This window comes from Streptomyces sp. 6N223 (genome assembly GCF_052246635.1).
In the GTDB taxonomy this organism is placed as follows: Bacteria; Actinomycetota; Actinomycetes; order Streptomycetales; family Streptomycetaceae; genus Streptomyces.
Map to the genome: position 1 here is coordinate 39114 of NZ_JBQQCA010000001.1, position 18687 is coordinate 57800.

The 18687-nt window shown below is 71.7% G+C and carries 15 protein-coding genes; 5 read left to right on the plus strand and 10 right to left on the minus strand.

From position 1 onward, the window contains the following. Nucleotides 1-38: 38 nt before the first annotated feature. Nucleotides 39-1079: a GDSL-type esterase/lipase family protein gene (locus ACTWQH_RS00170; RefSeq protein ID WP_443284174.1), complete on the minus strand. Its 1041-nt coding sequence runs from the start codon at nucleotides 1077-1079 to the stop codon at nucleotides 39-41. Between the two features lie 176 nt (nucleotides 1080-1255). On the opposite strand from ACTWQH_RS00170, the gene ACTWQH_RS00175 reads away from it, so the two are divergent. Beyond that, nucleotides 1256-2086 (plus strand): sulfotransferase family protein, encoded by an 831-nt coding sequence (locus ACTWQH_RS00175; protein ID WP_443284175.1) that lies wholly within the window; start codon nucleotides 1256-1258, stop codon nucleotides 2084-2086. Between the two features lie 82 nt (nucleotides 2087-2168). On the opposite strand, the gene ACTWQH_RS00180 is transcribed toward ACTWQH_RS00175, so the two are convergent. The 4 genes from ACTWQH_RS00180 to ACTWQH_RS00195 form a co-directional block, all read right to left on the minus strand. Next, nucleotides 2169-3674, minus strand: coding sequence for a sugar transferase (locus ACTWQH_RS00180; RefSeq protein ID WP_443284176.1), 1506 nt, complete (start codon nucleotides 3672-3674; stop codon nucleotides 2169-2171). A 537-nt stretch (nucleotides 3675-4211) separates the two neighbouring features. After that, complete coding sequence (locus ACTWQH_RS00185; protein ID WP_443284177.1) at nucleotides 4212-5042, minus strand: glycoside hydrolase family 26 protein; 831 nt, start codon at nucleotides 5040-5042, stop codon at nucleotides 4212-4214. Between the two features lie 506 nt (nucleotides 5043-5548). Continuing rightward, on the minus strand, nucleotides 5549-6892 hold the full coding sequence (locus tag ACTWQH_RS00190; RefSeq protein WP_443284178.1) for an O-antigen ligase family protein: 1344 nt from the start codon (nucleotides 6890-6892) through the stop codon (nucleotides 5549-5551). 57 nt (nucleotides 6893-6949) lie between these two features. Continuing rightward, entirely contained in the window at nucleotides 6950-7897 is a 948-nt protein-coding gene (locus tag ACTWQH_RS00195) for a glycosyltransferase family 2 protein (RefSeq protein WP_443284179.1), read from the minus strand. A 249-nt stretch (nucleotides 7898-8146) separates the two neighbouring features. On the opposite strand from ACTWQH_RS00195, the gene ACTWQH_RS00200 reads away from it, so the two are divergent. Further along, on the plus strand, nucleotides 8147-9769 hold the full coding sequence (locus tag ACTWQH_RS00200; RefSeq protein ID WP_443284180.1) for a Wzz/FepE/Etk N-terminal domain-containing protein: 1623 nt from the start codon (nucleotides 8147-8149) through the stop codon (nucleotides 9767-9769). A gap of 612 nt (nucleotides 9770-10381) precedes the next feature. Here the strand turns inward: ACTWQH_RS00200 and ACTWQH_RS00205 are convergent. Then, a complete protein-coding gene (locus ACTWQH_RS00205) occupies nucleotides 10382-12106 on the minus strand; it encodes an MATE family efflux transporter (RefSeq protein WP_443284181.1) in 1725 nt (574 codons plus the stop codon). 125 nt (nucleotides 12107-12231) lie between these two features. On the opposite strand from ACTWQH_RS00205, the gene ACTWQH_RS00210 reads away from it, so the two are divergent. Genes ACTWQH_RS00210 through ACTWQH_RS00220 form a run of 3 tightly spaced genes read left to right on the plus strand, consistent with a single transcriptional unit; the run spans nucleotide 12232 to nucleotide 14375 of the window. Further along, complete coding sequence (locus tag ACTWQH_RS00210) at nucleotides 12232-13239, plus strand: sulfotransferase (protein WP_443284182.1); 1008 nt, start codon at nucleotides 12232-12234, stop codon at nucleotides 13237-13239. Beyond that, the gene (locus tag ACTWQH_RS00215) at nucleotides 13229-13795 is read left to right on the plus strand and encodes a hypothetical protein (protein ID WP_443284183.1); all 567 of its coding nucleotides are present in this window, start codon (nucleotides 13229-13231) and stop codon (nucleotides 13793-13795) included. The genes ACTWQH_RS00210 and ACTWQH_RS00215 overlap by 11 nt, the downstream gene beginning before the upstream one ends. A 1-nt stretch (nucleotide 13796) precedes the next feature. Then, nucleotides 13797-14375 carry a glycosyltransferase gene (locus ACTWQH_RS00220; protein ID WP_443284184.1) on the plus strand — a complete coding sequence of 193 codons (579 nt, stop codon included), beginning with the start codon at nucleotides 13797-13799 and terminating at the stop codon, nucleotides 14373-14375. An 81-nt stretch (nucleotides 14376-14456) separates the two neighbouring features. On the opposite strand, the gene ACTWQH_RS00225 is transcribed toward ACTWQH_RS00220, so the two are convergent. From ACTWQH_RS00225 to ACTWQH_RS00240, 4 genes are all read right to left on the minus strand, one after another. Further along, the gene (locus tag ACTWQH_RS00225; RefSeq protein ID WP_443284185.1) at nucleotides 14457-15455 is read right to left on the minus strand and encodes a sulfotransferase; all 999 of its coding nucleotides are present in this window, start codon (nucleotides 15453-15455) and stop codon (nucleotides 14457-14459) included. Then, on the minus strand, nucleotides 15452-16387 hold the full coding sequence (locus ACTWQH_RS00230; protein WP_443284186.1) for a sulfite exporter TauE/SafE family protein: 936 nt from the start codon (nucleotides 16385-16387) through the stop codon (nucleotides 15452-15454). The genes ACTWQH_RS00225 and ACTWQH_RS00230 overlap by 4 nt, the downstream gene beginning before the upstream one ends. A 228-nt stretch (nucleotides 16388-16615) precedes the next feature. Continuing rightward, entirely contained in the window at nucleotides 16616-17854 is a 1239-nt protein-coding gene (locus ACTWQH_RS00235) for a glycosyltransferase (protein WP_443284187.1), read from the minus strand. A 13-nt stretch (nucleotides 17855-17867) separates the two neighbouring features. Then, the gene (locus ACTWQH_RS00240; RefSeq protein ID WP_443284188.1) at nucleotides 17868-18686 is read right to left on the minus strand and encodes an alpha/beta fold hydrolase; all 819 of its coding nucleotides are present in this window, start codon (nucleotides 18684-18686) and stop codon (nucleotides 17868-17870) included. Nucleotide 18687 lies beyond the last annotated feature (1 nt).

Sequence of the window (18687 nt, forward strand, 5' to 3'; positions counted from 1 at the left end):
ACGGGAGCCGGGCCACCGATCGCCTCCGGCGGGAGGCGTCACAGGCGTTCGGCGATGATCGGCGCCAGGTGCTCGGTGATGGTCCGGTGCCCCTGGTCGTTCGGGTGCACCGCGTCCGACAGGTCGCTCTCGCCGAGCCAGCCGGTCGTGTCCACGAACGAGACCCGGTCGTCTCCCTCCCCGATCACCGTGTCGACCGCCGCCTGCGTCTCGGCTACGTACCGCTCCCGGAAGGTCCGCATCGCGAAGATCCAGGCGTCCGGGTAGGAGGCACGGACGGTGCGCAGCAGATTGGTGTACGCCGCCTGGAACTGCTCGCCGCTCACGTCGTGCCCGATGTCGTTCGTCCCGAGGTTGATGACCACCGCGTCCGCCTGGTACCGGGAGAAGTCCCAGTCGGGCTCGGGGGCGTTCGGGTTGAGCTTGGCGAACTGCTGCTCCAGGCCGACGCAGTCGGCGGCGACCAGGCACGCCCCGCCCTGCGCGATCGCCGTGTGCTCGGCGCCCAGCTGCTCGCCGATCAGCCACGGATACGCCGTGAGGTGGTTGGCCGAGGTCGTCGTCCCGACGGTGATCGAGTCGCCGACGAACTCGATCAGGTGCTCGCGTTCGGGCATGGGATAGGTCTCGGCGCCCTCGTCCAGGCTCAGCCCCTGGAAGACCGCGTCGCCGGTGTACGAGCCCGCCACCACGCGGTAGCTGACGACGAGCGTGTGCTCGCCCGCGGCGAGCGGCTCGGGCGTCACGTTCACCTCGCCGCTGACGTCGTCGAAGAGCACCATCGGGCCGCCGTCGACGCTGGCGTACAGGTCGATGGTGTCCCGCTGCTGGAGCGTCACCGTCGTGCCCGTGAATCCCACGCTGAGGTAGGCTCCCGCCCAGTAGGGCGTGTACGCCCCCGGGTCGCTGGTGTCCCAGCGGCCGGTGAAGCGGATGTTCGGATCGGTCGGCTCGCCGGCCAGCGTCGCCGGGGGCTCCGCCGAGGTCGCCGTGGTGGCCGAGACCGCGGTGATCCCGCCCGCCGCGACGACGGCGGCGAGCAATCCCGTGGCCAGCTTGCGGCTCACTTTTCCTGTCACGCACAGACCCTTCGCTCAAGGCCCCCACGCACGCAAACATTTGAAGAGAAACAGCCCGCTGTTCACTTGCCAAGGGTTTCGAGTGTTTTCGACATCTTTCGCCGGGGCTCGGGGGCTCATATGATGAGCGCGGATGACGTCCGCAGCCCGGGAATTCGCGTGAAAGGGACCTTTCCGTGTCAGACGCAACGGCACCGTCGCTGCCCCGGCCCGACCAGACGCTGGTATTCGTCGGCGGCCTGCACCGCAGCGGGACGACGCCCCTGACCCGCGCCCTCGCGGCCCACCCGGAGGTCAGCGGATTTCATGACACCGGGGTCATGGAGGACGAAGGGCAGTATTTGCAGTCGGTGTATCCCACCGCCGCGAGGCGCACCCGCTCCGGGCCCGGCCGCTTCGCCCTCTCGCCCGCGGCCCACATGACCGAGAATTCCCCGCTCGCCGCCCCGGGCAACGGGGAGCGCCTGCTGCGCGATTGGGGGCGGTACTGGGACCTGGAACGCCGTTTCCTCGTGGAGAAGTCGCCGGCCAATCTCGTCATGACGCGATTCCTGCAGAAGCTCTTCCCGGACGCGCGCTTCGTGGTGATCATGCGCCATCCCGCGATCGTCACACTCTCGACCAGGAAATGGGCGCCGCGTACCCGCCTCTCCACACTCTTCGAGAACTGGTTCCGCGCCCACGACACGCTGCGCGCCGACGCCTCGCACATCAAGGCGCTGCATCTGCTGAGCTACGAGCGCCTGGTGACCAGGCCCCGCGAAACCCTCGACGGCGTACGCGACTTCCTCGGCCTGCCCGGCGACATACCGGCTGACTCCGTGGCCGACCGCAGCAGCGGCTACCGCACCCGCTGGCTGCGCCTGGCCGAGGCCACCGACCCCCTGAACCGCCGCCGGTTCCGGCGGCTGTGCGAGAGGTACGAGGAGCGGGCCAACGCCTACGGCTACAGCCTGCTCGACATCGACCGGCTGCCCCCGGCGCACCTGTCCCTCGGACCCGCCTGAGCCCGACCCGCCGAGCCGGGCCCGCCAGAACGCCGCCGCCCGAGCGGGCGGCGGCGTTCAGGCGCGGGGGGCTCGAAGCGCCTCAGTAGGCGCCCTGCGATCTGACGACGGCGAAGACGGTGCGCCACAGGATCATCGCGTCCAGCGCCAGCGACCAGTTCTCGACGTACCGCAGGTCGATCCGGACCGACTCCTCCCACGAGAGGTCCGATCGCCCGCTGACCTGCCACAGGCCGGTCAGCCCTGGCTTGACCACCAGGCGGCGGTTGACGTCCCCGGCGTACTGCGCGACCTCGCTCGGCAGCGGCGGCCGCGGGCCCACCAGCGACATCTGCCCGGCCAGCACGTTGAACAGCTGCGGCAGCTCGTCCAGCGAGTAACGCCGCAGCCACCGGCCCAGCCGGGTGACGCGCGGGTCCTCGCGCATCTTGAACAGCACGCCGTCCTTCTCGTTGACCGCGCGCAGCTCGGTCAGGCGGGCCTCCGCGTCGACGTACATCGAGCGGAACTTCAGCACCGTGAAGGTCTCGCCGTTCTTGCCGACCCGGGTCTGCCTGAACAGCGCCGGGCCCTGGCTGCTCAGCCGGATCGCGACGCCGATGACGATCAGCAGCGGCGCCAGCAGCAGCAGCGCCAGCCCGGCGCTCGCCCGGTCGAAGAGCTCCTTGGCGATCCGCCGCCCGCCCGAGAGCCTCGGGTGGTCGACGTGCACCAGCGGCAGGCCGTCGACGGGACGGATGGTGGTGCGCGGGCCGGCGACGTCCATCAGCGCGGGCGCGACGACGAGGTCGACGTTGCTCTCCTCCAGCTGCCACGCCAGCCGCCGCAGCTCCGTGCCGTCGAGCTCGGGGCAGGACAGCACGGCGACGGTGTCGGCCCCGGCCTCCTCGACGGCCTCGACGACGTCGCCGAACCGGCCGTAGACCGGCACGTCGATGTCCTCGATGCGCTCGCGGTAGGGCCGGTGCGGTGGCAGGCAGGCCCCGACGATGCGCATGCCGTGGTAGCGGTGGCGGTGAAGCTCCCGGGCCAGCATGGCGATCGGGCGCTCGTAGCCGACGGCCATGACGCGCTGCATGAACCGGGCGGACTTCACCCGCCGTCGGTGCACCCACTTGCGCATGACGTAGCGGCAGAGAAGGTCGAGCAGCAGGACGCCCGGCAGGGCCAGGGCGACGTAGCCGCGGGCGACGTCCAGGGCGGCGCCGTAGGAGATCACCGCCACGGCGGAGGTGAGGGCGAGCCCTGCCATGAGGGTGCGGTGGTACTCCTCCGGCCCGACGAACAGGAAACGCGTGTCGTAGGCGCGGCAGATGGCGAGCGCCGCGACCCACAGAACGGGGAGGAGGAGGCTGAGGACGAGGCGGCCGCTGCTGGCGGGCGTGCTGAGCCGCGCCATCCACGCGGCCGCGGTGGCGACGACCGCCACCAGCGCGTCCACCGCGACGAGGCCGGCGACGTAACGCCGCTCCCAGCGGTGGGCCTTGGAGCGGCGGCCCCGGGCGCGGCCGGAGGGATGGGGGAATCGGTGTGGGGGGTGGGGCCGGAACGGGCCCGGCTCGGCGAGCTCAAGGGTGGGCAGTGGCATGGCTACCGCCGCCCGTGGGCTATGAGCCCGGTGAATCGCGGCGCCCGCGACCCTGCGGGCCGTCGCCTGGGAACGGAGACGGTGACGGCACCGGGCCGCTGACGGACGCGGCCCGCGGTGGGGGATGACTGCGTCATGGTGGTGACCGCATTTCTCGTGGTGATAGAGGGTGGGGGACGGCGACGACGGTGTCACCGTGCCTCTGCGACGAGAGGTTGACGCGGTGTGAGGACCAGGTGGGGCGATGTCCTCAGATGGGCGTCTGCTGCAGGCTGGGGGCCTGCCGCCGGCCCCGCGCGGGTGGGAAGCGGTGCTTCCCACGGCCGCCGCGAGACCTGACGAGTCCCTTCAGACGTGCACATGGCGTGAATGCCGTATCGAACCCCCAATGTGCAGCGTGTGTTCTGCAGCAGCGGCGATAAGTACAGCAATGTGACCTTATGCATGTCAATAGCTCAACTGACGGGTGATGTAGGTGATGTGTGGAATCCGCGTGAACGGATCCGAACATCGGCCGGGCTGATCGGCCCGGCCGGTTCAGTCGTTCTGGATGGTGACGTACGGATGCCTGCCGGCCTCGCCCCACGCCTCCAGCACGTCGGGGCGGGTGGTCACGCGCGTATCGCACACCTTGTGGGTGTTGAAGTGGGCGACGGCCCGAATACGCGGAAACTTCCGCAACGCGGGCACGAGGTTGCGATACCACTCCGCCTGCGCCCATTCGTTCTCCGGATCGGCGACGGTGCCGTACTCGCCCAGCAGGATCGGCTTGTGGTCGAAGCCGTTTCGCTGCAGCCAGTTGTACCAGCGTCCGATCGCCTCGCCCGGCGAGCGCCATTCATTGTCCCGGCAGACGTAGTAGTTGAACGGGTCGTAGCCGATCCAGTCGACGTACTCGTCCCCCGGGTAGAAGCTCTTGACGGTGTGCTCGAGGCCGATCCAGCCGACGTGGATCCACGTCCAGATGACGTTGTCGGCGCCGACCTCCTGGAAGATCTCGTAGATGTGGCGCCACGCCGCGACGTAGTCCGCTCCATCGCCCTGGGTGGGGCGGCGGTTGCCCTCGGCCTCGTGGTCGAAGGCGAGGAAGATGGGCCTGTCCCACTCCTTCACCCGTTGCGCGGCCGGCCGGATCACCGACTCGTCGTACGCCCCGCTCGCGACCTGCTGCCAGGAGACGCGCTCGTCGGAGCCATGGATCCGCGTGGTCCAGTTGAGCAGGAGCGTGCGGTCCGCGCCGTCCTCGCCGTTGGCGAGCCGCCGCTCCCACTGGTCGGGGAAGATGCCCTGCGAGCCCTTGTTCGAGAAGTCGTGATAGCGGTGGATGATGTCGAATTCGCGGCCGATGTCGGATTCGATGCCGGTCACGTCTTCGTAGAGGCTCCGGCCTCCTCCTTCGGGCGTGGTGTAGATGCCCCAGAGCAACCCGCAGCTCGGGACGAGGATTTCGCTGAGCGCGCACTGGACGCTCTCGCTGGAGGCGGTGGCGGGTGCGGCGTCTGCCGCTGTGGAGCTGACCGCCAGCGGCCCGAGAAGGGTGATTCCGAGTCCCGCCGCGATCAGGCCGCGGCTGCGGCGGTGTAGTCGCCTCTTACGGAATCGGTCCCGGCGGAATCGCTCCGGGCTTCGGGTACTGGCAGGCGTGTGGGCGCCCATGGTTCTCCTCGCGTTCACTCATGCATCGAAAACGTGCCTTTCGCGTTTCCGCACGGCCCAGCCCACACCGCGCGTACCCAGCCCCGGGAACCCCGCGAGCCCCGATTATGGTGAGAGCGCGGCGCGGCGTCCAGACCGCCTTGGGGTGTCATCGGGCACATCTTCACAAGTATTTCGGCCCATGAACTCCATGTGGACCGAACGTCAGAGGACCCTCGTCAGCCGGTCAGAAGCGGTGCGGCCCGCCGCCGGGCCGGCGGCTGGCGTTCGGCCTCCCGCAGGGCGAGGGCGCCCGCGATCATCACGATGATGAGACCGGAGTCCATCAGGCCGTAGTAGAACATCATCACGGTCGTCATCAGCACGACCACGTGCATCCACAGCGCCAGCGGCGTGGGGGAGCCCCGCGTCCGCCACGACAGCCAGACGAACCAGCCGAGGAAGAGCGCGGCGCCCGCGAAGCCGTGGGAGAACAGCACGTTCCAGAACTGGCCCTGGGTGCCGACCGCCGGCACGCCCTCGCCCAGCTCCGAGGGGCGCGGCGCGCCGTAGCCGAACAGCGGCGAGTCCAGGGTGCGTTCGTACGCCTCCTCGTAGACCGCCAGGCGCGTCTCGTTGGTCTGGCTGTTGTCGACCCGCTCCGCCACGCGGTCCTGGACGCCGACGGCGAGGTTGACGCCCAGCGCCACCACGATCAGGCCGCCCAGCGCCACCAGCCCGCGCGTGTTGCCGCGCAGCGCCATCCGCAGCGCGGCGTACGCCAGGCCCAGGCCCAGCGCCACGAACATGCCGCGGTTGACGGTGAGATACGCGGGGATGAGCGAGAGGGGCAGCAGGACCATCACCAGCCAGAACAGCCTGCTGCGCCGCAGGAAGGCCAGCGCGACCAGCACGAACGGGATCAGCTCGGCGTAGTTGTGGCCCCAGCCGTTGGTGTAGGCGAACGGCGCCGACGGGCGCGGCTTGTTGGCGTAGAAGCCCTCCGGGTCGCCCTGCGCGAAGCGCGGCGTGACCATGTGCGAGACCAGCTCGTTCGACTGCAGGCCCTGCGGGACGATCTGGGCCATCGGCGTGCTGATCGAGCTGTGCGGGAAGAACACGCCCAGGTAGCCGCCGGCGATCACCGCCGCCCAGTACGCCGTCAGGGCCAGCGCGACGCGGCGGGCGGGCAGGTCGCGCTCGGTGCCGTTGTAGACGTAGAGGAAGATGACGGTGGCGGCGAGGTAGATCAGCACCCGGTAGAAGAAGCCGATCATGCGGCCGCCGGTGTCGATCTCGATGACCGAGGCGAACATCCACACCAGGAACAGCAGCCAGAGGCCGAAGCCCCGCGGCGCCCGCAGCTGGCCGTGCCGCAGCAGCAGCACCGACATCGGCAGCGCGAACAGGGGCCAGATCATGTCGCCCAGGCCCATGAGCCACCAGACGGGGAAGACCACGAACAGCGCGTACAGCGGCCAGCGCGGCAGCGGATGCGGGGCGCGGCCCGCCGGGGCCCCGGGCGCGGGCGCGGCCAGGGGCGAGGGCGGTGCGGGTGGCGTGGGAGTCGCGGTCGCGGGCATGGGGTTCACGTTCCTCGGACGGTGTGGCAGATCACTGGATCCCTTGGCGGCGGATCCCTAGATCCCTCGGCCCGCTCGGTGCGCCATTTTGACGATCGTGTCCACCTTCACCAGCCGCGTGCTGGCCAGGAGCGTGGCGTACGCGCGCTGCTCGCGCCAGTTGTGCTTGAGCGCCCGCAGCGCCAGGCGCCGGGCCTGCCGCATCTCGCCGAGCCCGGCGTGGGCGAACGCCAGCTGCGCCTCGATGCGCGCCATGCCCACCGGCTCGGTCGCGAAGTCGGGGTGCTTGTCGAGCAGATAGTGGAGCGCGGAGATGATCATCTTCCAGCGGTCGAAGAAGAATGACCGCGCGTGCCACAGCACCTTGACCAGCGGACGGTTCACGGCGTGAATGCTGCCGACGTCCACGGCGCGCAGCAGGAACTCGTAGTCCTCACCGTACCCGCCGGGAATCTCCTCATCGACGAGCCCGATGCGATCGAGCAGCACGGGGCGGCGGATCAGCACGGTGCTGGGATGCACCTCCATGATCCGGTCGCGCAGGAAGTCGGGGCGCATCAGGGCCCGGTCGGGGGCGAGGCGGGGAACGTTCTTGTCCCCGTAGGAGACGATGATCCCGCTGGAGACCAGGGGCGTCTCGGGGTGTCGCTCGATCAGTTCCGCCTGGGCGCTCAGCTTGTCGGGCAGCCATTCGTCGTCATCGTCACAGAAGGCGACGAGATCGCCCTTGGCGGCGAGGATTCCGGTGTTGCGGCCGCCGGCGAGGCCGGGTGTGCGCTCGTTGCGTATGTGCTTCAGCGCGCGGTTCTCGCCCACCTCGACCGGCACGGGCGCCGGGTCGCTCTGGTCGAAGACGACGATGCACTCGACGAAGCCCTCGTAGCGCTGTCCCAGGATCGCGGTGACCGCGCGGAGCAGCAGCTCGGGGCGGTCGCGCGTCGGCACGACGACGCTCACCGACGGGGCGCGTGTCGCTGCGGTGATCTCAGCGGTGATCTCACTCATGGCGTGACCTCATCCAGGTTGATCAGGTTGATTCGGACCGAATCTGGTTGATTTCCCGGTTGATCCAGCCCGCTCCGGCTTCCGTTAACGATCCGAAACCATCCGAGCGACCAGGGGCCCGAGATTAGCATTCGCGGTGGACGGATGATCGGCTCGAGTGCCGTTTTTTGTTCATGTCATGTTTATATGTTCACGGGATCGTCTCAAGATGATCAAAGGGCAGGTTGTATCGTCGTGCGGGTGGTTCCCATGACTGGCACATCCGACGCGCAGTCCGTAGAGGTGAGGCGGTATTTCGAGGTGCCTCGCCGCCGATGGCGAATTGTGCTCCTCGTCGCTCTGGTCGGTATCGCGGGGTTCGCGGCCTATGCGCAACTGGGGTCCTCCTCGTACGAGGCCAGCGCGATTGTCCGGGTCAATCCCATCGGCGCCGACCCGTTCAGCAGCGGCAGAACCGCCGACCAGCTCGTCAACACCGACTCCGAGGCGCAGACCGCCCGTTCAGCCGATGTCGCCGAGCGCCTCGCCGAGCTGCTGCGGTCGCCCGACGACGCGAACGCGGTGCGCGACCGTATGTCGGTGACGGCGTCGAGCGACACCGCGAGCCTCACCCTGACCTACACCGCCGACACCCGGCAGGAGGCCCGCGACGGCGCCAACGCCTACGCCAGCGCCTTCCTCGACCACCGGGAGGCGGAGGCGCGCGGGCAGCAGGAGGAACTGCTCGCCAGCGTCGAGGAGTCGCTGGACGCGGCCCGCGAGGACCTCATCGCCGCCGAGGAGGCCGTGGCCAACGCCGAGGAGGGCTCGCAGGAGGCACGGGAGGCGGCGGCGGACCGGCAGATCGCCGACCGCAGCATCCAGAGCCTCTCCACCCGCCGCGGCGACCTGCAGACCATGTCGTTCGAGCCGGGCAGCGTGCTGCGCGAGGCCGAGTCCGCCAGCCCCGCCTCGCTGACCGGCGGCACCACCTTCCTGGCGGGCGGCGTGCTCGCCTCCCTGGTGCTGGCGCTGCTCGCGGCGTTCGCCCGCGAGGGGCTGGACAAGCGGGTGCGCACCGCCCGCGACGTCGGCCAGGCGGCGCACGCGCCCGTGCTGGCGGAGATCCCCAAGAGCAACGCCGCCGCCCCGCTCGTGGACGACCCGTCCGGCCCGGCGGCGGAGGCGTACCGCGTGCTGCGCGCCCAACTCCTCCCGGCGCTGCGGCGGGCCGGCACCCGCGTGATCGTGGTCGCCGACGAGGGCGGCGCGGCCCGATCCGGCACGGCCGGCGCCGGCCTGGCCGTGGCGATCGCCCAGGCCCGCCACGACGTGGTGCTGCTGATGCCCGGCTGGCCCAGCGGCGAGGCGGCGGGGCTCGCGGCCCTCGACGCCGGGCGGCCCCGGGCCCACGGCGTCCAGGGGTATGCCACGCTGCTGCCCGGCGCCGAGGAGGCGGACGGCGGAGAGGCGGTGCGGCCGACGAGCGTCCCCGGGCTGCGGGCCGCGCACGGCGACGCGGCGCACGCGCTGCTGGCGGGCGAGGAGGGCCAGGCGCTCGTCGCCAACCTCGCCGCCTCCGGCGGCTACGTGGTGCTCGACGCCTCCGGGCAGCTGACGCGCTCGGAGATCCTCACGCTGGCGGGCCTGCCGGGCGCGGTGGCGATCGTGGTCGGCCAGGTGGGGCGCAGCACCGCGCCGGAGCTGGAGGCGCTGGCGTTGAGCCTGGAGCGGCTCGGTACGCCGATCGCGGGCTGCGCCGTCATCGGCGGCCGCCGCGCGAGCCGGTCCGAGCGGAGCGAGCCGGGCGACCGCGAGGACCGCGGCGCACCCGCCGGCGGCGCCCACCGCCGCGTGCCGCCGGCGCGGACCGACGGAACGGTCCGCGCGTAGCCGCTGCCCTGACGGACCGTCACGCACGGGGGGCGTTTCCTCCCGGCCACGGCCGGGAGGAAACGCCCCTGGCTGTACCGGCCGACGGGCTGCGGCGGAGGCGGGCAGCGAGGGCTCCGAGGCGCCTCGCCGTCCGCGCCGGAACTGAGGCGGGACCGGGCCGTCACCAAGCCGCGCCGTGCCGGAGGCTGTGACCGCGCCGCGCTTGGGCGTCACCGCCGCCGGGTGATCCGAGGGCCTCGCCGCCGGGCGTGCGGCCTGCCGTCTCCGCGTTGTCGAACGCTCCGGCATGCGCCGACGCCGGCGAGGCCTGGAGGCACCCGCCGTCCCCCGACCGACCGGTGGTCTCCAGTGGCGTGGCGGAAGCCTCCGAAGCCGCTGAAGGCTTGGCACGTGTCGGCGCTGCCGAGGTCCTTGGGGCCTCTTCTGTCCCTGCCTGTCCCTGCCATAGGGCCGCAGCGGGAAACCCGGCCGCGGCCGGTGGACTCCGCGTCGTGGCGCGGAGGGATCTCTCCCAAGCCGCCGGTGGCTCCGCCGTGCGCCGACACCGCCACGGCCCGGAGGAGGTGCCTCGGCGTCCCCCGCCGGGACGCCCCTGCGGAGCCGCGCGCGTCAGCCCGTGCGGCCGTCGTGCCGGGTTCCCGGTCGCCGCCGGCGGCAGCGGGCGTAGCGCGAGAGCCCGTGGTGGCGGGGCTTGGCGTGCTGCGGCGCGTGGTCGCGGGGGTGGGGACCCGCCTGGGCTGCCGGCACCGCCGCCGCCGCGGCGCCGCCACCGCCGCCGCGGCGGCGGAAGACCGCCATCAGCGCGGGCAGCCCCAGCGCGTCGCGGCATGCCCACAGCGCCGCCGGGTAGACGACGCTGGTGACGGCCAGGTAGACGGCGAACGCCGGAAGCGTGGCGCCCGCGGTCAGACGGATGGCCAGGCCCATGCCGCCGTAGACCAGCGCGGCGAGCGCGATAGCCAGCACGAAGCCCTTGCCGTAGCCGCGCAGCCCGAGCAGCACCCGCACCTGGTACATCCCCATCGCCCGCTCGGTGAGGATGCTGGCCGACCAGGCGATGGCGGCCCCGATGATGCCGTGGGCGGGCACGAGCAGCAGGTTGAGCCCGATGTTGACGACGAGCGCGGCGACGGTGTTGGCCGCCGTCCAGCGGCTGCGGCCCGCCATCAGCAGCACCGTGTTGACGTTGCCGGTGGCCAGGCTGAAGAGCATCGTCAGCGTGAGGATCGTCAGCGCGTCCGCGCCGGAGGTGAACTCCCCGCCGAACAGCCGCAGCACCTGCGGCCCGAACGCCGCCAGGACCAGGTAGAGCGGCCAGGAGGAGGCGATGATCCACTGTGTGGTGATCCGGTAGAGATCCTCCGCCCGGCGGGTCTCGCCCACCGCGAGCGCCGCTCCGAGCTGGGGCTGGATGCCGAGGCGCATCGCCTGCATCACCAGCGTGCCGGTGGTGACGAAGCGGCTGAGGGCCGCGAAGACGCCGGCCTCCGCCGCCGAGCCCAGCGCCCCGACGATGATCACGTTGAACCAGACGATGGTCTGCGTGAAGAGCTGCGCGAACCCTCGCCCCGCCGAGTACGCCCAGAACTCCCTCGCGATCGCCCCGACCGGGCGCGGCGGCGCCGACCGCGCGAGCTGGTTGCGTTCCACGCGCCGCAGCTGGCGGTAGAGCGCGGCGAGCGCCAGCGGGCAGGCGAGCAGCAGCGGGGCGGCCCAGGCCATCGGCACCGCGAGGCCGCTCAGGCCGAGGGCCAGCACGAGGGCGACGGCGGCCACCCGGCCGAGCGGCAGCAGGAGCTGCTGGATCGCCACGAACCAGCGCAGGCCGCCGAAGCCGCGCGTGGCCTGGACGCCGATGAGGCCGATGATCGCGATGACGAGGAAGGGCGCGAGCAGCGCGAGGTAGTCGGCGCCCCGCTCCTGGTACTGCTCGTCGATGAGCAGCTCGGACAGGCCGGGGGCGGCGAGGTGGACGGAGACGGCGATCGCGGTCGCGGCCAGCACCGTCGGCCCGAAGGCGATCGCCATGGTGCGGCGCAGCTCGGCGACGCGGCCCAGCGCCCGGCTGCGGGTGGCGACGTACAGCAGTCCGGTGTCGGCCCCGGCCGTGCCCGCGGCGGACAGGATCGTGAAGATCGCGAAGGACTGGAAGAAGACGCCGGCGCCCGCCGAGCCCAGGCCCCGGCTGATGACGATGGTGAGGAGGAAGCCGCCCAGGGCGGCCACCACCGCCCCGGCGAACCCCAGCGCGCCGCTGCGTGCGGCCCCGGCCAGGTCAGCCTTGCTGGCTCCCGCTTCGGGCTGCTCCGTTACTCCTGTCGCGGTCGTCGTCACGTGCGCGAAGTCTACTGACTGTTCATAGCCATAACGAGAGCGTGTTTTGACGGTGGTGCGGGTGTTGTGTGTTTATCCCAGTTATCATTGTGTTCGCGCTTCGGGCGCGCCTATGCTCCGCTTCCATGGATCCGGTCCGAGTGCTCTACATCGGAGGGCTAGGCCGCAGCGGAAGCACGATTCTCTCCCGCGCTCTCGGCGAGCTCCCCGGTTTCTGCCACGTCGGTGAACTGGTCTTCCTCTGGACCCGCGGCGCGATGGAGAACCACCTGTGCGGCTGCGGGAATCGCTTCCACGCCTGTCCGTTCTGGACGGATGTCGGCAAGCGGGCGTTCGGCGGGTGGGACGCGGTCGACCCCGAGCGGGTGGCCGCCCTGCAACGCCGGGTGGACCGCACCCGCTATCTGCCCAGGCTGCTGCGCCGCCGCCCGCCCCCCGAATTCGCCGGCCGTCTCGGCGAGATGGCGGACGTGCTGGGACAGCTCTACCAGGCGATACGCGAGGTCAGCGGCTGCCCGGTGATCGTCGACTCCTCCAAACACGTCTCCTACGCCGCCGTCTTGCGCCGCGTCCCCGGCCTTGACCTGCGGCTACTTCACGTGATGCGGGACAGCCGGGGCGTCGCCCACTCCTGGGCGAAGAAGGTGAAGCGCCCGGAGATCGTCACAGAAGACGCCTATATGGCAAGGATTCCGATTCCTAAGCTTGCGGCGAGATGGTCCGCATACAACGGCCTCTTCGACGTTCTGCGACTGTTTCACCGGGGCGGTATGACGCTGCGTTATGAACGCTTCGTCGCCGATCCCGAGGACACGCTGCGTCGGATTTCGGCCATGGCGGGCCATGAAATGCGGCCTGGGGATCTCGATTTCGTCGAGGCGTCGGGACTGCGTCTGTCGCCCGAACACAGCGTTTCCGGCAACCCGATGCGTTTCTCCGAGGGAACCGTTCCGTTGCGCGTGGATGACGCCTGGCGGTCGGCAATGCGTCCCCGGGACAAGGCCGTCGTCACCGCCATGACCGCGCCCGCCATGCTGCGTTACGGCTACGGGCTGGGCGGCGGCGAACGCCGAAGTGGCGGCGGACCCGCACAGAGCGGCAGTGGAGGTGAGAGCCGAACCGATGGTCAGTGAAACCTTCGAACACAACGGCAGCGAAAATATCGAAAGGCCCGAGGATCCGAAGAGACCCCGAGGTCAGGAGGGGTACGGAACGCCGGGGGAACCCGGCGAGCGCCCGCTGCGGGTGCTGATGGTCTGCTCCGCCGGCGGCCATCTGGCGCAGCTGCACCGGCTGAGCCCGTGGTGGCGGCGGCACGAGCGGCGGTGGGTGACCTTCGACAGCGCGGACGCCCGCTCCCTGCTCGCCGACGAGGAGGTCACCTGGGCGTTCCACCCGACGACCCGCAACCTGCGCAACCTGCTGCGCAACCTGCGGCTCGCCTGGTGGCTGATCCCGCGCTACCGCCCCGACCTGGTGATCAGCTCCGGGGCCGGGGTCGCCGTGCCCTTCTTCTGGGTGGCCAGGCTCCGCGGCATACGCACCGCCTACCTGGAGGTCTTCGACCGCATCGACAGCCGGACCGTCACCGGGCGGCTGTGCAAGCCGGTGACCGACCTGTTCCTCGTGCAGTGGGAGGACCAGCGCGAGCTGTACGACGACTCCGTCGTCGTCGGAAAGGTGCTGTGACATGAGCATGGCTGAAAACGGCGCCGCGCGCCCGCTGGTGCTGGTCACCGTCGGTACCGACCACCACCCCTTCCCCCGGCTCATGGGCTGGATCGAGCGCTACGCCGCCAGCGGGCCCCGGCTGCGGTGGCTCGTGCAGCACGGCTACACCCCGGCACCCGTCGGCCGGGGCGTCGTCGCCCACGAACTGCTGCCGCACCACGAGCTGCAGGAGGCGCTGCGCGAGGCGGCCGTCGTCGTCTGCCAGGGCGGGCCGGGCTCGATCATGGACGCGCGCGGCGCCGGCAAGGTGCCGGTCGTCGTCCCCCGGCGTTCGGACCTCGGCGAGCACGTCGACGACCACCAGCTCCGCTTCAGCCGCCGGGTGGCGGCCGACGGCCTGATCCGGCTGGCCGAGGACGAGGACGACTTCCGCACCCTGGTCGCCGCCGCGCTGGAACGCCCCGAGCGGTTCGCCGCCCAGCCGGAGGTGAGCGACCTGCCTCAGACCATCGAGCGCTTCGGCGTGCTCGTGGAGGAGCTGATGACCAAACCCACCCGGCGCTCCCTGCTGCCGCTGCGCCGCCGCGCCCAGCCGTAGGAGCCGGCCGCGGGGCCCGGCCCGGGGCCCGGCGGGGAGGCCGGGCCGCGCGCCCGGCCTCCCCGCTCGGCCTCGGAGGGCTCAGTCGTAGAAGCGCGACCTGACCTCCCGGGTCAGCTCCGTGACGCGGTCGATCTCCTCGGCGGTCAGCCGCTCCTTGTACGTCCGCAGCGCCGCCTGGGAGTCCATCGGCTGGTAGGCGGTGCGCGACAGACCCCCCTTCAGCGTCCACGACATCGCCCGCGTGGGCGCGTTGCCCGCGGTGGTGGCCTCGCGCACCGTCCGCTGCGCCGCCTCGCCCCACGTCAGCCCGCAGGTGCGGGCCAGCTCGCCGAACGCCCGCTCCGGGTCGGCGGCCAGGTCCTCGTACCGCACCACGTGCAGCGAACCGGCGGCCCGCCCGCGCATCGCGTCGACGGCCTCGTAGGTGACGCGCCACAGCGTGGCGTTCTTCGCCAGCTCGTCCTGGCTGCCCACCAGGGCGCGCAGCTCCTCGGCGCGTTCGCCCAGCAGGTCGCGCACGAGCAGCGGCTGCTCCAGCAGCTCGTGGAAGTACGTCGTCCAGCCGAGCTTGCGCCAGCTGCCCGCCCAGGTGACCGGGTCGCGCACCAGCACCACGGTGACGGCGCCGAGACGCCGCGCGAACCAGGCGGCCGACAGCACGGCGTAGGGATCGTCCAGCAGCGCCCGGCGGCCCCGCAGGCGGCCCGTGGAGAACGCCGTGAGGTTCTTCGCCAGCCGCGCCAGGTCCGGCAGCGCCCGGTTGGCGCGCAGCTCGGCCAGCGGGCGGTAGCGCAGCCGCGTGGTATCCCGGTACGCCCGCAGCCACGGCTCCTCGTTGTCGGCGCAGATGTACTGGAAGGCGTGGCTGACCGAGGCGTTGAGCACGCCGGGGGAGCGGCCGGGCGGGCGGTGGGGGTTGAGCGGCTCGTTGACGTACACCACCTCGCCGGTGGACTGGAGCATCTTGCCGACCCAGCTCGTGCCGCTGCGCGGCAGGCCGGTGACGAGTATCGGGGCGCGGCCGTCCGGCGGCGCCTGGCGTTCGTCCGTCGCTTCCGTCGCTGTCGTCGGAGTCACTGACTCACCGCACCCTCTCGTGCCTCGACCTCTCGCGCCTCGACCTTGGCCACGGCCGGCAGTCCGTTGAGCTTGCGTGCCCACATCCAGCCGATCGGGCCGAGTACGATCGCGAGCCCGACGATGACCGCCGTGGCCGGGATGGGCACACCCAGCAACTGCAGACCCGATGCCACCAGTACCACGGTCAGCACCTTGCGCACCAGGCCACCCTTGACCCGGGACGAGAATCGGGCGCCGAGATAGACGCCGGGGATCGAGCCGATCAGCAACGACGCCGTCATGCCGAACTCGAAGTCGCCGAAGAGGATGTGGGCCAGCGCCGCCGACATGACCAGCGGCACCGCCTGCACCAGGTCGGTGCCGACCAGCGAGCTGGCGTTCAGGGTGGGGTAGAGCGCCAGCAGCGCGATGATCATCAGCGATCCCGAGCCGACCGAGGTCATGCCGACGACGACGCCGCCCACGATGCCGATGATCACCGTCGGCAGCGGCTTGATCCGGATGGACAGCGCGCCGTCGTCGCTGACCTTCTTGCCCTGGACCCGCTCGCGCATCTGGAGATACGCCTTGGCCACCAGGGATCCCGCGGCGATGAGCAGCGCCACGCCCAGCGCGGTCTTGATGACGTGCTCCACGTCCTCGCCCGAGCCGAGCCACTTCGCGAGCAGCACGCCGCCGAAGGCGGCCGGGACCGAGCCGGCCATCAGCCAGTAGACCAGCCGCTTGTTGACCGTGCCGTGCCGGAGGTGGACCCCGGCGCCCACCGGCTTCATCACCGCCGAGGCGACCAGGTCGTTGGAGACCGCGGTCAGCGGGTTCACGTTGAAGAAGAGGACGAGGATCGGTGTCATCAGGGCGCCGCCGCCCATTCCCGTCATACCGACCACGGTGCCGACTCCGAGGCCGGTCAACGCCATCAACCAGTTCACGGCAACGCCTCCAGTAATACTTTCCCACTGACTCTATGGGATTAGTCTGAGGGCTTGCCACTGACGCCGTGCCCAAACTCCGATGACCCTATGAGTCACGTTTCCCGCGCACAATGCCACACTGGCCAGGGCCCATCCAGACGCCACGGGTGGCCTCGGCGGGTCGGATAAGTCACAGTTGACGGGCGCCCTTCCTGAAATACTCCGGCAAAGCTGCGAAATACTTCGTCATCGCCCGGACTTGGCGGGCGGGGCCGCGGCGCGCCCGGCCACCCGGTCGAGGTGGTCCGCCGCGGCGGCGGCCCCGCCCGCCGCGCGGAACGAGCGGCCGATCGCCCCGGCCGCCGCCCGGTGCCCGCCCGACGGGTCGAGCACGGCCCCGATGGCGGCGCGGAGCCTGGCCGCGTCCACCCGGTTGAAGCGGACCCGCACGCCCGCGCCCGCGTCCACCACCAGCCCGGCGACGATCGGCTGGTCGTCCCGTATCGGCGCCATCACCAGCGGCACGCCGTGCCACAGCGCCTCGCAGACGGTGTTGTGCCCGGCGTGGCAGACCACGGCGGCCACCCGTTCGAGAAGCTCCAGCTGGGGCACGTGCTCGCGCACCAGGACGCCGGGCGGCACCGCGACGCCCGCCGCGTCGAAGGTGCGGCCGGGATCGACGACCACGCCCTGCACCGTCTCTCCCAGCCCCGCCAGCGCCGCGACCGCCTCGGCCAGGAAGCGGCCGCCGGCATCGGCGTTGGCCGTGCCGAGGGTGACGAGCACCGCGCGCCGCGCCGGGTCCAGCCACTCCCAGGGGAAGTCGTCCGACCCGCCCCCGCCCCCGGCCACCTTGCGGCGCGCGCCCGGGGCGATCGCGGGGCCGACCAGCCGCACCTGCTCCTCGGGCACGGTCAGCTCCGCGTCGCCCAGCAGCGCCCGCCCGGTGAAGGCGATCGTGCCGTGCGGCGGGAAGCGGGGGTCGCCCGCCTCCGAGTCGGGGTCGCCGACGCGTTCCCGCAGGCCCGCGAGCAGGCCCTCCACCCACATGGCCACCTTCGGCATGGCGGCCAGGGGGTCGACCAGCTCCGCGGAGGTGCTGGCGGAGGTGACGCACGGCACGCCGCGGCGTTCGGCCACCAGCGCGCCCGCGAGTGCGTGCATGTCGGAGACCACCACGTCGGGCCGGAAGGCGTCGATCGCCGCCTCGACCCCCGGCGCCATCGCCTCGGCCAGCGGGACGAAGAACTCCTCCCACAGGAACCGGAAGGCCTCCGGCCCGGTCAGCCCCGGGGGCCGGCGCAGCTCGCCGCCGGGCACCGCGCAGTCGAACGCCCGCGCCCCGTCGCCCGCCTGCCGCCGGATCAGCTCCGCATGCCCGGCCCACGCCACCTCGTGCCCCCGGCCGGTCAGCTCATCGGCCACCCCGAGCAGCGGGTTGACATGCCCGACCAGCGGGGGCACGACGAAGAGAAAACGCCTCACGCGCCCCATCCGGTCAGGCCCCCACCAGGGTGTGCTCGCGTACCCAACCGAGGATGAGGTCCCGCGTCTCGGCGGTCCGCTCCACCAGGACCGAGTGCCCCTGGTCGTGCATGACCACGGTGCGGCACTGGGCCACCTTCGCCTCCAGTTCCGGCGCCTGCTCGAAGAGCCCCGTCTGGTCGCCGTAGATCGCCAGCAGCGGGCGGTCCAGGGCGCTGAGGTCGTCGTCGATGAGGCGGCCGGCGGGCACCTCCTGCGCCAGCGGGGTCGTCTGCAGGATGCGGCCGGCGGCGCGCGAGAGCTTGGCGGTGTGGGCGCCGTGGTGCTCCGCGATCCAGGCGATGGCGTCCTCGTGGCGGAGGCGTTCGCGGGCGTCGGCCAGGCCCTCGGCGATGTGCCGGCTCCAGGCCGCGACCGGCGGCTCGGACTCGATCATGGTCACGGTCGCGACCCGCTCGGGATGCCAGGCGGCGAACGCGACGGCGATGGTGCCGCCGAAGGAGTTGCCCACCACGTGCACCGGGCGGCGCTCGCCCAGCGCGTCCAGCAGGCCGGTGAGGTCCTCGACGAAGCACTCCAGCCGGTAGCCGGTGGCCGGGCGGTCGCTGCGGCCGTGACCGCGCAGGTCGTACATGATCACGTCGATGCCCTCGGCGGCGAACGCCGGGCCGAGCGTGAAGTAGTAGCTGGCGAGGCTGTCGGTCAGCAGGCCGTGCACGAAGACGACGACCGGCGGCTCGCCCTCGGCCACGCCCTCGCCCTCCGCGCCGGTGCGCTGGGCGTCCAGCCGCTGCACGTGGGTGGTGATCGCGCCGGTGTTGATCACGGTCATC